This window comes from Shewanella sp. H8 (assembly GCF_040285065.1).
Classification (GTDB): Bacteria; Pseudomonadota; Gammaproteobacteria; order Enterobacterales; family Shewanellaceae; genus Shewanella; species Shewanella polaris.
Genome location: NZ_CP157213.1, coordinates 946627 through 962471, shown reverse-complemented (window position 1 = coordinate 962471; position 15845 = coordinate 946627). Strand labels below are relative to the sequence as shown.

Annotated in this window: 14 protein-coding genes; 9 read left to right on the top strand and 5 right to left on the bottom strand. The window is 40.7% G+C overall.

Going from position 1 to position 15845, the window contains the following annotated elements; translation table 11 throughout:
• Positions 1-118 precede the first annotated feature (118 nt).
• Positions 119-754 (top strand): peroxiredoxin-like family protein, encoded by a 636-nt coding sequence (locus tag ABIS04_RS04195; RefSeq protein ID WP_140233476.1) that lies wholly within the window; start codon positions 119-121, stop codon positions 752-754.
• A gap of 307 nt (positions 755-1061) precedes the next feature.
• Positions 1062-2252 (top strand): formate-dependent phosphoribosylglycinamide formyltransferase, encoded by a 1191-nt coding sequence (gene purT, locus ABIS04_RS04190; RefSeq protein ID WP_350432709.1) that lies wholly within the window; start codon positions 1062-1064, stop codon positions 2250-2252.
• 61 nt (positions 2253-2313) lie between these two features.
• Here the strand turns inward: purT and ABIS04_RS04185 are convergent, their stop codons facing one another.
• The 5 genes from ABIS04_RS04185 to ABIS04_RS04165 form a co-directional block, all read right to left on the bottom strand.
• Entirely contained in the window at positions 2314-2760 is a 447-nt protein-coding gene (locus tag ABIS04_RS04185; protein WP_137222565.1) for a hypothetical protein, read from the bottom strand.
• 94 nt (positions 2761-2854) lie between these two features.
• The gene (locus tag ABIS04_RS04180; RefSeq protein ID WP_350432708.1) at positions 2855-3808 is read right to left on the bottom strand and encodes a D-2-hydroxyacid dehydrogenase; all 954 of its coding nucleotides are present in this window, start codon (positions 3806-3808) and stop codon (positions 2855-2857) included.
• A gap of 41 nt (positions 3809-3849) precedes the next feature.
• Positions 3850-4623 carry a co-chaperone DjlA gene (djlA, locus tag ABIS04_RS04175; RefSeq protein ID WP_137222569.1) on the bottom strand — a complete coding sequence of 258 codons (774 nt, stop codon included), beginning with the start codon at positions 4621-4623 and terminating at the stop codon, positions 3850-3852.
• A 66-nt stretch (positions 4624-4689) separates the two neighbouring features.
• The gene (gene murU / locus ABIS04_RS04170; protein WP_140233472.1) at positions 4690-5373 is read right to left on the bottom strand and encodes an N-acetylmuramate alpha-1-phosphate uridylyltransferase MurU; all 684 of its coding nucleotides are present in this window, start codon (positions 5371-5373) and stop codon (positions 4690-4692) included.
• Positions 5370-6470: a phosphotransferase gene (locus tag ABIS04_RS04165; RefSeq protein ID WP_350432707.1), complete on the bottom strand. Its 1101-nt coding sequence runs from the start codon at positions 6468-6470 to the stop codon at positions 5370-5372. The genes murU and ABIS04_RS04165 overlap by 4 nt, the downstream gene beginning before the upstream one ends.
• A 144-nt stretch (positions 6471-6614) precedes the next feature.
• Here ABIS04_RS04165 and lptD point away from each other — a divergent pair, with 144 nt between their 5' ends.
• The 7 genes from lptD (at position 6615) to ABIS04_RS04130 (ending at position 15600) form a co-directional block, all read left to right on the top strand.
• On the top strand, positions 6615-8909 hold the full coding sequence (gene lptD, locus ABIS04_RS04160) for an LPS assembly protein LptD (RefSeq protein ID WP_140233470.1): 2295 nt from the start codon (positions 6615-6617) through the stop codon (positions 8907-8909).
• 140 nt (positions 8910-9049) lie between these two features.
• Entirely contained in the window at positions 9050-10354 is a 1305-nt protein-coding gene (gene surA, locus ABIS04_RS04155; RefSeq protein WP_140233469.1) for a peptidylprolyl isomerase SurA, read from the top strand.
• A gap of 9 nt (positions 10355-10363) precedes the next feature.
• Positions 10364-11347 (top strand): 4-hydroxythreonine-4-phosphate dehydrogenase PdxA, encoded by a 984-nt coding sequence (gene pdxA / locus ABIS04_RS04150; RefSeq protein WP_140233468.1) that lies wholly within the window; start codon positions 10364-10366, stop codon positions 11345-11347.
• 9 nt (positions 11348-11356) lie between these two features.
• A complete protein-coding gene (rsmA, locus tag ABIS04_RS04145) occupies positions 11357-12163 on the top strand; it encodes a 16S rRNA (adenine(1518)-N(6)/adenine(1519)-N(6))-dimethyltransferase RsmA (RefSeq protein ID WP_350432706.1) in 807 nt (268 codons plus the stop codon).
• Positions 12164-12213: 50 nt separating this feature from the next.
• Positions 12214-12594: a Co2+/Mg2+ efflux protein ApaG gene (apaG, locus tag ABIS04_RS04140; RefSeq protein ID WP_137222583.1), complete on the top strand. Its 381-nt coding sequence runs from the start codon at positions 12214-12216 to the stop codon at positions 12592-12594.
• A 3-nt stretch (positions 12595-12597) separates the two neighbouring features.
• A complete protein-coding gene (locus tag ABIS04_RS04135) occupies positions 12598-13416 on the top strand; it encodes a symmetrical bis(5'-nucleosyl)-tetraphosphatase (RefSeq protein WP_350432705.1) in 819 nt (272 codons plus the stop codon).
• Positions 13417-13578: 162 nt separating this feature from the next.
• Entirely contained in the window at positions 13579-15600 is a 2022-nt protein-coding gene (locus ABIS04_RS04130) for a methyl-accepting chemotaxis protein (RefSeq protein WP_350432704.1), read from the top strand.
• Positions 15601-15845: the final 245 nt, after the last annotated feature.

Here is a 15845-nt window from a genome sequence, read left to right as displayed (position 1 = left end):
CGAAACAATAAACGGTAATTGAAAAAAGCGCTTAGGCGCTTTTTTTGTATTTGAATGAAATAAATTGTGTGATTATGTGGTCTACTTTAGTCGGGACATTACTCTATAAGGAATGATCATGTTAAAAACACTGCTTGTTGCCACCGCACTTACGTTAACCAGTTTAGCCAGTGTGGCTAAGCCTATTGCCAGTGACGAAAATAATGTCATGCCGCTACTCAATGGCCACCAGATACCAGCCATTACCCTGCAAGATGTGGATGGTAAAGCGATTGAGCTCAGTAAGCTTATGGCGCAAAAGCCGACGATATTCTTCTTTTACCGTGGCGGTTGGTGTCCATTTTGTAATTCACAAATGGGTCAGCTAAAAGCAATTGAACCTAAACTGCTTGAGATGGGTTTCCAGTTAGTGGGAATTTCACCTGACACCCCTGAAAAAATGCGCGCGTCGATGAATAAGCAAGAGCTCGATTATTTATTGTTGTCAGACACGTCAATGGCAGCAGCACAAGCGTTTGGTTTAGCTTATTACACCAGTGAAAAAGTCACTAAAACTTACCAAGCTAAGTTGCACGTCAACAACACCTTATTTACCACGCCACAAGGTGATAAACGTTTAGTATTGCCAGTGCCTGCTGTCTATGTGGCAGATAAAAGCGGTTTGATTCATTTTCAATATGTGAACCCGAACTACAAGGTTCGTCCTGCGCCAGAGTTGATTTTAACTGCTGCTGAGTTACTCGTTAAACCTTAGTTAGCTCCAAATTCAAATAATATTTAGCCAACATTAACCCCATGATGTTGGCTTTTTTATCGTATCAGCACCCTAGAATTCAACGCCGTAGTGTTGTGACTATTACTCACTCAAACTCGGCACTGTCAACATCTACATACCTATACATCTAGACTTATCGTAATTAAATACAATCTTTCATCACAAAAAAACACAAAATACCCATAGTCTTATCCATTTAATGATTTTTATATTGGATTTTTAATACCTCACCTCGTTACACTGTTCGGCATATAAAAATATCCCTACACAGAGGCTGTAAATTACTATGTCTATTCCTACTACATTTGGCACAGCAAATACTCCTGGTACGATTAAAGCGATGCTATTGGGTTGTGGAGAGCTTGGCAAAGAAGTTGCCATTGAGCTACAACGTTACGGTATTGAAGTTATCGGAGTTGATCGCTATCCTAATGCCCCAGCAATGCAAATTGCGCATCGTTTCCATGTCATTAACATGCTGGATGCAAAAGCATTAAAAGACGTTATCGAGCTGGAGCAGCCAGATTTAGTGATCCCAGAAATTGAAGCTATTGCCACCCAAACGTTAGTAGAACTAGAACAGCAAGGTTTGCATGTGGTGCCAACCGCCAATGCGACAAAACTAACCATGGATCGTGAAGGCATTCGCCGACTTGCAGCAGAAACCTTAGCGGTACCAACATCAAAATATTATTTCTGTGATACCCAGTCCGAGTTTGAACAAGCCGTTTCTGATATCGGTATTCCATGCGTAGTTAAGCCAGTAATGAGCTCGTCAGGTAAAGGACAGAGTGTAATTAAGTCGATCGACACTATTCAACAAGCGTGGACATACGCTCAAGAAGGCGGCAGAGCTGGTAAAGGGCGCGTGATTGTTGAAGCTTTTATTCCTTTTGATTACGAAATTACTTTACTGACGATAAGTGCTGTTAATGGCATTCATTTTTGTGCTCCTATTGGCCACAGACAAGAAGACGGCGACTATCGCGAATCATGGCAACCACAAGCTATGTCGGATGTAGTACTACAAAAAGCCCAAGCAATGAGCAAAAAAGTTGTTGAAGCACTAGGCGGTTATGGCTTATTTGGGGTTGAGTTGTTTGTAAAAGGTGAGGACGTTTATTTTTCAGAAGTGTCACCTAGGCCACACGATACCGGCTTAGTGACCTTAATGAGCCAAGACTTGTCGGAATTTGCTCTGCATGTACGCGCGATTTTAGGGTTACCGATCAGTAATATTGTGCAACATGGGCCCAGCGCTTCTGCGGTTATTCTTGCTGAAGGCACATCGACTAATATCCGCTACCAAGGAATGGCCGCGGCTTTAGCGCCTGCCGATACGCAATTACGCTTATTTGGTAAACCAGACATAGATGGACGCCGTCGTTTAGGTGTTGCATTAGCTCGCGATAGCTCAGTGGAATCGGCTATAGAAAAAGCCAAGACAGTAGCAAGCAAGATTAAGGTGTTATTCTAAACAAAGTTGAATTGAACTGAAGCAAACAAAAAAACAAGCTAAACTGTAGAGCTTCTACGGTTTAGCTTTTTACTGTTGGCAGTGATTTATCGGCTAAGTGAAAATGGACCAACATTAGCAAACGAAACAGCGCTTTAAGTTTAAGATCTTGATCAAGTTTACCCGCGTTAATCAGTTTTTTCAGTACCGTTATTTTTATGTACAGCTTTTTAATCAATACGCCACTTGGCTCACCTAAGTATTTATCGAACTCTTTATAACCCTCAATGGTTCGCGGTACTAACTTAGCCTGACGAATATCTAATCCCGATCGCATGGCTTTATCAAACGCTTGGGTTTCTAGACCCTTGATGATGTCGGCGGCACAAATCTTTTGCGCTAAACCATCAACAATAAAATGAATATTCGATTCAATTTCAAATTGCAGTGCATGAGTGTCATGACGCACGTTATCAAACCTTGTACGTTCTTTATCGACAAAATCAAACAAGATTTTCCAGAGTGACATGTGCAGATCCCGTTCGTATTGTAATGTAGGTTAGCACTATAAATCACAGTGCTAACCAGTCGATACAAGATTTATAACAGAGTGATAAATCCCGTTAGCCGTTAACCTGATTCAATGCTTTACCTTGTTGAAATTGGCGTACATTATCAACCGCAATATTAAGCAGGTTTTGTCTGGCTTGTAATGTCGCCCATGCGATATGCGGGGTAATGGTAATGTTAGCGGCACTAAGTAAAGGATTATTGCTACTTGGCGGCTCAGTGGATAACACATCAACAGCAGCAAATCCGTTACCATTGTTAAGCCATTGAGCGAGATCATTTTCATTAATCAAGTCGCCACGGGCAGTATTAACTAATAAACAGCCCGGTTTAAGTAAACGTAAACTGTCATTGTTTATCATGTACTTTGTCGCGGCATTAAGCGGACAATGTAGCGATATAATATCGGCTTGCTTAAGTAAGCTGTCGCGATCACACCATTGAATAGCATCAGGTAAATCTGTTTTGGGTTGAGTGGTGGTGATCAATACTTTCATGCCAAACGCGACACCTAAATTGGCAACCTGTTGGCCAATATCACCATAACCCACAACGCCGAGAGTGAGGCCTTTTAATGAGGTCAATGGCGCTAGGGTAAAACAAAAATCTCGTTGTGTAGCCCACTGCCCTTGCTTAACGGCTTGGTCATGTAAGGCTACCTGTTGATGGTGATGTAGAATATGAGCGAACACCATTTGCGCCACGGCATCAGGACCGTAAGCAGGAATATTGGTTACCACTATTCCCTGTGCTGATGCGGCATCAACATCGACCACATTGGTGCCTGTGGCTAGAACGCCAATATAGGCTAAGTCGGGCAGCTGCTTTAAGGTCTCTACGCTGAGTACCGTTTTATTGGTAAGTACTATTTGCGCACCTTGGCAGCGACTGACAATTTGATCCAGTGTAGTATGGTCGTAAATATCACACTGGCCCAATGCTTCAAGCGCCTGCCAACTCAAATCACCTGGGTTAAGGGTATAACCATCTAATACCACTATTTTCATCTATTACCTCATTTCTAACAAAAATACGTTATCAGCTTGCGTTAACGCATGCCTCGCGAGGTTTTAATTCGCTCGTATGCGACTTGAATATCTCGAGCTTTGTTATTAGCCAGTTCCATCATTTCTTCTGGTAGACCTTTTGCCACAAGCTTATCTGGATGGTGTTCATTCATCAATTTACGGTAGGTTCGTTTTACATCCTGATCGCTAGCAGACTCTTGTACTCCAAGTAACACGTAAGCGTCAGTAAGCGACATGTTATTACCTTGCGGCGACTGATGATGACTAAACTCAGCCTGCCAACGTGCAAGCAATGCCTCCAGTTGTGCACCTAGCCCTAATTTTTGGGCAATAACTGACAATATTTGTTTTTCATTGGCATGTAACTCGCCATCCACCAAGGCTGTTTGTATTTGGATCTCTAAGAACATCTGTGCTAATTCAGTCCGACCTTGGGTGACTTGTCGAAACTGTTCTAACTGCTTGATTAAATCAAAGTCAGCTTGGCGCCCTTCACGGAAAGCCGTTTGCGCATCAATACGCGACTGTCCAGACAGTTTCATTTGATCCATTAACATGGTCGCAATACGTATATCGCTTTTGGTCACTCGCCCAGAAGCTTTAGCTACATGGCCCATCACCGCAAATGTGGAATGGAAAAACATCGCCTGACGTTCACCGCCTTTGCGAATTAATGAAGTAAAACCTTGGCGTTTGTCATAAGCATGACCTAACCATAACCCTAAAATGGCACCAAAAAATCGCCCAAACATAAAACCAATGATAAACCCAAAAACTTTACCCCAAATTCGCATCTTGTTTTCCATTACCGTTAATAATTAATACTTTTCGCGCATATCACTTAAGCGAAATCACATGGTTTAACCTTGAGTCAGTAATCTGCTCTGCAGTTGTTCTAGCCGTTCAAGGGTGCCAACATCACACCAATAACCATTAAAATGTTCGCCATAAACCCGTTGCTTAGCAATAGATTGCTTAAGCAATGGCCCTAACGCTTGCTTGCCTGTTGGTAGATTGCTAAATAATTGAGGATGATAAATGCCTATTCCAGAATAAGTAAACTGTTGCTGACTGTTAAGGCTTAATTGGCCTTGCATTGCAATGGCAAAGTCACCTTGTGGATGATGTTCGGGGTTATCGACTAACCACAAAAAAGCATCAGCATAACCTTGTGATACTTGCTCGTAAGCTAACGCTAACGTTGGCAAGTGATCAATAAAAATATCGCCATTAATAACTAAGAAGGGTTTGTCGTCCAATAGAGTTAATGCTTGTTTAATACCACCTGCGGTTTCTAGCGCCGTAGTTTCCTCACTATAGCTAATCAGTAAACCCCAACGACTTCCATCACCCAATATTTCAGGTAACTTATGCCCTAACCAAGCTTGATTAATCACCACATGCGTCACGCCTATTGAGGCCAGTTTTTCTAAGTGATATTCAATTAACGGTTTACCTGCAACATTGACGAGTGGTTTAGGCAATGAATCGGTTAGTGGCCGTAAACGTTCGCCTCGTCCTGCAGCCAAAATCATTGCTTTCATGGTTTATTTCTCGCTTTATTCTTTGCCTCAGTGCCTATTGCATTCCCTACTTTGCTTTCTGTTTTACATCCAGCTTCATTGTCGGCTTCGAGAATGGGCTGTTGCTTAACTAACGGCAGGATAACGCTAGCTACCCAGGCACTGAAGTCTGCAATTTGTGGGTATTGGGCGCCAATATCGACAATATATTGCAATGTTAATGGAATATCCGCCAGATAACCGCGCTTACCATCGCGATGATATAAACGTGCAAAAATCCCGGCGGCTTTAATGTGGCGCTGTATTCCCATTAAATCAAACCATTGCTTATAGGTTGAAAAATCAACACTTTCATCCATTAATTTTTTTTCTATCGCGAGTTGATAATGATATATCATCAACTGATTAACGATATTGTCTGGCCAACGCACGTAACAATCGCGCAATAATGACACCGCGTCATAAGTTATCGGGCCAAGCACCGCGTCTTGAAAGTCGATCACAGCAAGAGCTTGGTCTTTCAGCAATAAATTACGGCTATGATAATCACGATGCATCCCTACTTTAGGTTGGGCGATAACATTTTGGGTTAACGCATTAAAGGTGGAGGCAATCATTTGCTGTTCATTGCTCGTCAATACGTAATTTAAATGTTCTTTTATTAACCAATCGACAAAAATGGCCAATTCTTTCGTAACAAAAGACGCATCGTAATCGGCTAGTGGTCCGTTATCAGTTTCCGTTACAGCTGCAATCACAGGTAATAACGTTAAAGCCTGTTGATAATAATCGGTCACATTGTCTTTATTCAGCACCGATAAAAGCTGTAATTCACCAACATCAGTTTGCAAAACAAAACCATATTCCTCGCAGGTAGCGAGTACTTCAGGTACCAATAGCCCAACGCGTTGGTATGCCTTGGCCATTGCAACAAAAGGGGCTATTGGCACTAAATCAATAGGCGAATCAGAGACAATATAATGACAACCTTGATGTTGAATACGGAAATAACGTCGAAAACTGGCATCGCCACAAATCAAATTAATGCTAACTTCATCGCCAAAATATTGTTTTAACCAGTTACTTAACGCGACAAATCTTGGATCAGATAGAATCATCTCAATGGCTCTTAATGAAAAATTGCTTTATTATAGCCAGCATAACATTTGGAAACAGCTAAAGAATGGAATGTTTTACTTAGCTGAGTATCTTTTTCTCTCCAAAACTTTTCCTGAATCAGAATTCATAAATTATTGACAACAATGCAGATCCGTTATTTTCTGGCACTAAGCCTACTCCCAAACATAGTGTTGGCCGATGAGCCTACTACAACCGAAGCGCCTGCGTTGCAATGCGTTGTGGCTCCGCCTGTGTCTCGCTCATTTGAAGACCGCGCAGCATTAACTAATATCTCAGACGATCAAATTGTCATTATTAGTGATAATTCGAATGTTGTTTATAATAATCAGGCTGAATTTTCGGGCGATGTCAGTTTTAGCCAAGGACTTCGTCATATCGCAGCTGATAATGCCGTGTTAGATCAAAAGGAACAACGTTTAAATGCTGATGGAAATCTGATATTTAAAGACGAATTATTTACCATCACAGCCGATACCCTAGAAGCACAAATGAGCAGTAATAATGCTACGTTAGAAGGTGCTAAGTATTGGTTGCATGGACAACAAGTCCATGGTGATGCAGAAAAATTACAGATCACTTCAGACAATAATCTATTGCTGACAAAAACCAACTTCACCACCTGCCCCGTTGGCGATGAATCATGGTTGCTCGAAGCAGATATGATCAAAATTGACAGCAACGAGGAATGGGGCGAAATTTGGAACGCCAAACTACGTATTGCGGGTGTCCCTGTGTTGTACATTCCGTATATGACAGTGCCGGTTTCAGACAAACGTAAATCAGGTTTTCTATTTCCTAGCTTTAGCACCAGTACCACCAACGGTGTTGAAGTGAGTACGCCTTATTATTGGAATATCGCCCCAGAGTATGATTTAACTTTTACACCAGACTATATGTCATCTCGCGGCTTATACACCAAAACTGAATTTAGGTATTTGGCTGGAGAAAAACAAAATGGTCAGCTCAACTTTGAATATATAGCCAGTGATAATGAACTCAGCACTAACGCTGACCGTTATCTTTATCACTGGAGTCATCAAGGTGCACTGAATAAAAATTGGCGTGTAAGAGCTAATTACACAGATGTGTCAGACAACAATTATTTCAACGATTTAAATTCCGATGTAAATCAGTCAACCGACAATCAGTTATCGCGAATTGGAGAAGCCAGTTATTTTGAACGTAACTGGGATTTCAACATGCGCGTACAAGATATAAAAGTACTCGGTGAAGAAGAAAAGCCCTATCAAGTGATGCCACAACTTAACTTTAATTATCGTTCTGCAGACTTATTTGAAGCTATCGATTTTAATTTTAACTCTGAGCTCACTAACTTTCGTCATCAAGATAACGAGTACAATACAGCAACCCGCTTACACTTAGTGCCTAGCTTAATTTGGCCAATTCAAGGGCCTGCTGGTTCGTTTACCAGTGAAGTTAAATTACTGCAAACCCAGTATTGGCAAAAAAACATTGATGAAGACTCAACGTTAGAAGACAATGTAAGCCGTACGATCCCGCAAGCGCGTTTACATGGTCAGGTCAATTTTGAACGAACAACACAAATGTTTGATGAGCAATACAGGCAAACAATTGAACCTCAAATCCAATACCTTTATGTCGGCTATGAAGATCAATCTGATATTGGTATTTATGACACAGCTCAATTGCAAGAAGACTACTATGGACTGTTCCGCGATCGCCAATATTCAGGTTTAGATCGTGTGGCAGATGCTAATCAATTTACATTAGGTTTCACGACCCGCTTGTTTGATGAAACTAATCATGAAAGATTCAAATTCAGCGTCGGTCAAATCATTTTCTTCGAAGACTCTAAAGTTCTCTTAATCGATGATAATGAAGAACAATCTCAATCAACTTCAGTATTAGCAGCTGAATTAGATGCACAATTATACAATGATTGGTTCATCAGTGGCTCTGTACAGCACGACACTGAAAAAGGTGAAAACAAGAAAAATGAAGTCACCTTGGATTATCGTCCAAGCAATGACAAATTATTGCAGCTAAGTTACCGATATGTACCCGACTTACTCAATACCAATACTAACGACCGAGTAGATATTTCGCAGGCTGGCATGCGTACATCTTGGCCTATTAGTGACAACCTATATTTTGTGGGTAACTACTATTACGATCTCAATAAGTCACGTAATATTGAAACATACACAGGTGTGCAATATGAATCGTGTTGTTGGGCATTACGCTTGAGCTATCATTACCGTATAAAAACCAACTATGATGACGACACATCTCAAACTGCTATGGAAGAATTTGATAGTGGGGTTTACCTTAACTTTGTCATTAAAGGGCTCGGTGGTTCTGGCCCATTAGGTGTGGATGACATGCTCGATGAAGGGTTATTTAATTATCGTAAGCCACTTTACTTAAGGAATTAACACTCTTTTGTGATAGATTGCTGAACCTAGCGACAATCTGATAGTCCAATAACAATAACTATGTTGTTAATTAACATAAAACGACCCAATTTGGCGATAAATCGCCTGTATTATATTGAATGTGCCAAAGGATTTAGTGGATGAAACACAGTAAAAAAATTATTTTTGCATTATTAGCTCTTGCGATAAGTCACACTAGCTTCGCTGTACCCGTGCCATTAGATCGCGTAGCAGTACAAATTAATGATGGTATCATTCTTGAAAGTGAAATCACCAACATGATTTCAACTGTTAAAGCGAATGCTAAAGCTGCGAACCAAACATTACCATCAGATGATGCTTTGCGCACCCAAGTTATTGAACGCCTTATTTTAACCCATTTACAAATGCAGACAGCTGAACGCATTGGCTTGAACATTGGTGATTTACAATTAGATCAAACCATTGAAAATATTGCTAAAGAACAAAAAATGACAGTTGCCCAAATGCAGCAATCAATTGAAAGTGAAGGTACAAGTTTTAGCCAGTATCGTGAACAATTACGCCAAGAAGTGACTTTAGGTGAAATTCAACGTATTCAAGTCCAACGTCGTATTCAAGTTTCACCACAAGAAATTAATAGCTTAGTTAAATTAATTCAGGAACAAGGCTTAAAAGATGTTGAGTTCCAAATCGGTCACATTCTAATCGAAGTACCAAGTAACCCTACAAGTGAACAACTTGAAAGTGCTAGCCGTCGTGCCGATATCGTGCTTAAACGCTTAAACGATGGTGATGATTTCCGTAGCACAGCAATTGCATCTTCATCTGGCCCTAAAGCGCTAGAAGGCGGTATATGGGACTTTATGAGCATTAATGAGATGCCAACATTGTTTGCTGAAGTCGTTAGTAGCGCCAAGAAAGGTGATATTATTGGCCCTATTAAATCAGGTTCTGGCTTTCACATTATCAAAGTTGTAGATACTCGTGGCTTGCAAACACAAGAGGTTGAAGAAGTTAAATCTCGTCATATCCTATTAAAGCCGTCACCGATTTTATCGGAAGAACGTGCTAAAGCGATGTTAACTAACTTTGTCACTCAACTTCGTTCTGGTGACGCCGATTTTTCCAAGCTAGCGACTCAGTACTCAGAAGACCCAGGCTCTGCAGTTAAAGGTGGTGAATTAGGTTGGGCAGATCCAAGCATGTATGTCCCTGAATTTTCGCAAACCCTTGCTAGTCTTCAAGAAGGTCAAATCAGCGAGCCGTTTCGTACTACTCACGGTTGGCATATCGTCCAACTTGAGTCGCGTCGTAAAACTGATGCCACTGAACAATTTAATAGTAACCGTGCCCACCAGTTAATCTTCCGTCGTAAGTTTAATGAAGAACTACAAAACTGGTTAGACGAAATGCGCTCTGAAGCGTATATTGAAATCATTGAGCCAGAAAGCAGACGAGGTTAAGCAAGACCCATGACTAAACGTATTGCAATTACTCCCGGCGAACCAGCAGGTATAGGTCCCGACTTAGTCATCAAACTCGCTCAACAGGCATGGCCTGTTGAGTTAGTTGTTTGCGCCGATCCTAATCTACTCATGTCACGCGCCAAAATGCTTGGACTCCCTTTACAACTTAGGCCTTACCAACCATCACAACAACCAAAGCCTCAAACAGCTGGGACATTAACCATAGCTCCTTTTACATTAGCTGAAGAAGTACACTGCGGTGTGTTGAATGAGGCAAACAGTGATTATGTAGTCGAGACTCTACGTTATGCCGGTGAAAAAAATATGTCGAATGAATTCGACGCCGTCGTAACTGGCCCCGTGCATAAAGGTATTATTAACCAAGCCGGTATTCCATTTAGTGGTCATACCGAATTTTTTGCATTACAAGCTAACTGTGCTGATGTTGTTATGATGCTTGCCGCACCCAATTTGCAAGTAGCACTAATGACTACCCACATACCATTAGCCTATGTTGCAAAAGCGATTACCCGTGACAGACTTCATCATATCATTACTATTTTACACAACGAGTTAGTCAGTAAGTTTGGTTTAGGTACACCCAAAATTTATGTGTGTGGTCTCAATCCGCATGCTGGAGAAGACGGTCATTTAGGCCGAGAAGAAATTGATATCATTATTCCTGCACTCAATGAGTTACGAGAGCAAGGCATGGATATCGTTGGCCCTTTGCCGGCAGATACACTATTCCAACCTAAATATCTTGAACAAGCTGACGTGATATTAGCCATGTATCATGACCAGGGATTACCTGTGCTTAAATCATTAGGATTTGGCAAGTCGGTCAATATAACCTTAGGTTTACCTTATATTCGTACTTCAGTCGATCATGGTACAGCCCTAGAATTGGCTGGAAGTGGTAAAGCTGATTGCGGCAGCTTTACCTGTGCATTAAACAAAGCCATCGAATTGGCCTCAAAAAGTAAGTAACCCATTTTAATGAGTAATAAAGTACATTTAGGCCACACGGCCAGAAAGCGTTTTGGACAAAACTTCTTAACTGATCAAGGCGTGATCAGCAGCATTGTAGGTGCAATTGCACCTGATAATGACCATGTCATCGTTGAAATTGGGCCCGGTCTGGGTGCGTTAACAGAACCTGTTGCAGACATGATTGATAACCTAACCGTTGTTGAATTAGATAGAGACTTGGTTAAACGCTTACAATACCATCCAACACTTAAAGACAAACTGACGATTCATCAAGGTGATGCGTTACAGTTCGACTTTAGTCAGTTGCAACAAGCTGGCAAAAAAATGAAAGTGTTTGGTAACCTTCCTTACAACATTTCAACGCCACTTATGTTTCATTTGTTTGAGTTTGCTGAACAAATTGAGACAATGCACTTTATGTTGCAAAAAGAAGTCGTTCTGCGCTTATCTGCGAGCCCTGGTACTAAAGCTTATGGACGTTTAACAGTAATGGCACAATATTATTGTCAAGTGGTTCCCGTATTGGAAGTGCCGCCGACAAGCTTTACCCCTGCCCCGAAAGTTGATTCTGCAGTGGTAAGATTATTGCCCTATGAAGTCAAACCTTGGCCATGTAAAAATGTCGATGTATTGAGGCATTTAGTCACGACGGCATTTAATATGCGCCGTAAGACATTACGTAATAATTTAAAAACCTTACTGTCAGACGACGATTTTGCAACATTACAAATTGATCCAAGTCTGCGGCCAGAGCAAATAAGTGTTCCGCAATATGTGGCAATGGCTAATATGTTGTGTGACAAAAAAGATTAATCATAAGGGCATGCTGAAACTCAGCGTGCCCTTTCGCTTTAGGACGTAAAATGAACCCTGTTGAATCGCCTATTAAAATTAAAGTCGACACCCAATACTTAGAACAACAATCTGATGTCGCTGATAATAAATACCTTTTTAGCTATACCATTACCATTATCAATCTGGGCGATACCAAAGTAACGCTTAAAGACCGCCATTGGATTATCACAGATTCAGAAGGCGAACAGAATGAAGTAAAAGGCCCAGGTGTTGTAGGTGAAACGCCGACTATCGCCCCTAATACCGCTTATCAATATACCAGCGGTACCGTATTGGAAACTCCAGTTGGATTTATGCAAGGCTTTTACGGTATGGAAGACCACAAAGGCGAACGTTTTTTAGCGACCATTCCACCTTTTCGTTTGGCTGTCCCAGGAGTATTTCAATAGCTTATGGCACACTATTTTGTTGGCGATGTTCAGGGATGTAATAGTGAATTGCAGTTATTATTGCAAAAAGTCGATTTTAACCCTTCGAAAGATGAGCTTTGGGCTGTTGGCGATTTGATTGCCAGAGGTACAGAGTCATTAGCAACACTTCGTTTCTTCCAATCATTAAATGATTCTGCAAAAGTGGTACTGGGTAACCATGATTTACACCTATTGGCTTTGCACGGTAAATTAAAACGAGTGAGTCGAAAAGATCATCTTGAAGAACTACTTAATGCACCAGATATTGATAATTTGGTTAATTGGATCCGTCAACAGCCATTAGTGAGAACATTACCCGAACACAATATCATCATGACCCATGCTGGTGTACCTCCTCAATGGGATATTGCGACCCTAGAACATGAAGCAAAACAAGTTAGCTTAGCTTTGCAGCAAGATGATTATTTAACCGAATTAATTGCAAAAATGTTTACTGATGAAGCTGAACAATGGTCACCAACATTAACCGGTATAGCCAGATTGCGATACTGTATGAATGCTTTAACGCGAATGAGATATTTACATCTTGATGGAAGTCTTGATTTTAAATGCAAATCAGCACCTAATGAACCGCATTCAGTAGAATTATGCCCATGGTTTGAATTCCCATCGAAAACGAGCCCACAATACACACTAGTGTTCGGTCATTGGGCTGCATTAATGGGCCAAACGAACAATTCACACATTCTTGCACTCGACACTGGCTGCTGTTGGGGAGAGCACTTAACCCTATGGCATCTTGAAAAGAATGAAAAAATTACCCAACAAAGGTTAATTTAAGGTTAAACTAAAGTATTCTTTTGCCGATAGTTTAAGTTAGAATTTGTTACACTTGCCTGAGAAACAATTGTCCTATAATAAATTCTACATAGTAAAATAATAGTACAATAAAATCCCTACACGATATAAATCAGGATCTAATTATAATAGCCGGAGTACTTTATGAAAATTAATGTAGCGACCAGAGTCATTGGCGGTTTTACCGTTGTGACGCTGTTACTGCTGATCCTTGGTGGTGTTACTCTAATGAGTAACAACAGCATTAAAGACGGAACCACTATTCTTAAAACGGTGAGTTTGCCCGCGTTAGAAACCACCAGTATTTTGAGTGAGAATCTTAGTACTCAACAAAATGAAACTTTGTTGGCTTTTTACAGTGACCATTCTTCTAAAATACCTCCTATTACAAAAAATCTTGCTGAACTTAATAATGCTTTCGAAGCCGATATAACCCGTTTAAATGGCCTGGTCGAATCTCGTTCACAACTCACAATGCCTCTTACTGAGCTGACCAAATCTTACCGAATTTATTCGCAAAAAGCTGTCCAGATGCTGGTTGAGCAAGAAAGTTCATTAAGCCAACAAGAGCAATTACTTAAATTACGTAACACGTTTGAAAATGCTGCCGACGATGCGTCTTCAATTTTATTAGACATCATTGATCTTGAAACCAGCGAAGATGAAACAGAGAGAATTCTTGCCGCAACAGCAAGTTCAGTAGACACAATGTTTATCAACACGATCACCACAATTTATGATCTTGTTGGCACTACTGAGCAAAATAAATATGACCTTATCATCAAAGAACTGGACTACATGGCCAGTGAAACTAAGGCTAAACTTGAGTATATAAATCGTCAAGGTAGTGGTGTTATAAGCAGTTCAACCTTAGAAGATCTATCAACCGAATCAACAAAAGTATTCAAATTACTTAATGGTGCTGATTCGATTCAAGCATTAAAACAAAAACAGTTAACCCATGGTTTTACGGCAGAGAAACTACTAACTCAAACTCAAAGTATTGCTAAATTAGTCAATAAAAGAATGACTACCCTTGCAAAAGCAATAGATAACTTCGCCGGAAATATCAGTAATAAAGCGTTAGAAATTATTGATTCAGCGACGATAAAAACTTTATTAGTTGTATTAACGGCTATCGTTGTTTCTATTATTGTGAGTATTGCAGTCGTTAAACCGCTGACAAGATCACTCGGAGAGGTCAACAAAGCATTGAATGTACTGGCATCCGGTGATTTAACTCATAAATTAGATGACACGGGTCATGATGAGTTTGCGGAATTAGCCAAAAACTGCAACCGACTCGTCGACAGTTTGCGCAGTCTAATTATAGGTATTGTGGATCGTTCAAACCAGTTAGCCGCTGCAGCAGAAGAAACCTCAGCGATTACCTCTCAAACAACGATTGGTATTCAAGAGCAAAAGAGTCAAGTTGATCAAGTCGCCGCAGCAACGACAGAACTAAGTTCAAGTGCACAACAAGTCTCCATGAGTGCCGATCAAGCACTTAATGAGATTAAACAAGCCGACGAAGAAACCCAGCACATGCGTGCGCTTGCAGAAGAAAGTAAAAATACTATTCTCGCCCTTGCAGAAGAAGTTGCTAAAGCTGGAGTTGTCATCAATAAAGTACATTCTGACAGTGCATCGATTGGCTCTATTTTAGATGTAATCCGTGGCATTGCAGATCAAACTAACTTGCTTGCCCTCAACGCTGCCATTGAGGCAGCTAGAGCAGGTGAACAAGGACGTGGCTTTGCCGTTGTTGCAGATGAAGTCCGTAACTTAGCATCAAGAACTCAGCATTCAACAAGCGAAATTCAACAAATGATTGAAGTGTTGCAACTTGGCGCTCAAGAAGCTGTTGCGGTAATGGAATTGGGCCGTACCCAAGCTGATAGCTGTGTTGAGAAGAATGAGCAATCGAATGTAGCCTTAGAAACCATCAGCAAATCTGTTCACCGGGCTTTTGATTCTGGTAACCATATTGCTAACGCGGCTCAGGAGCAAAATATCGTTAGCCAACAAGTTTCGGAAAAACTTGAACATATTGCGTCTATCTCTGAAGAAACATCAACCGGTGCAGACCAAACGGCACAATCAAGCCATCAAGTGGCTAAGCTTGCAGAAGAGCTACAAGCCTCTGTGCGCGAGTTCAAGATTTAACTAACCTCATACATTAGAAATATAAAAAAGGCTCTTATAGGGCCTTTTTTATTGCCATAAGAACTTAATCGTTATTCAAATGAAACAAAAGTTTAAAAACATGATAAATTGATAAAGATCGTCAGTTTGTGGTTACCATATTTCTGCGATGGGTATATTTAATTTGCATAAAGCAGAAATTAAAAAAAAAAACAAAAATGCCGATAAATTCATATCGGCATTTTTGTTTTTTTACTTTTTACTTA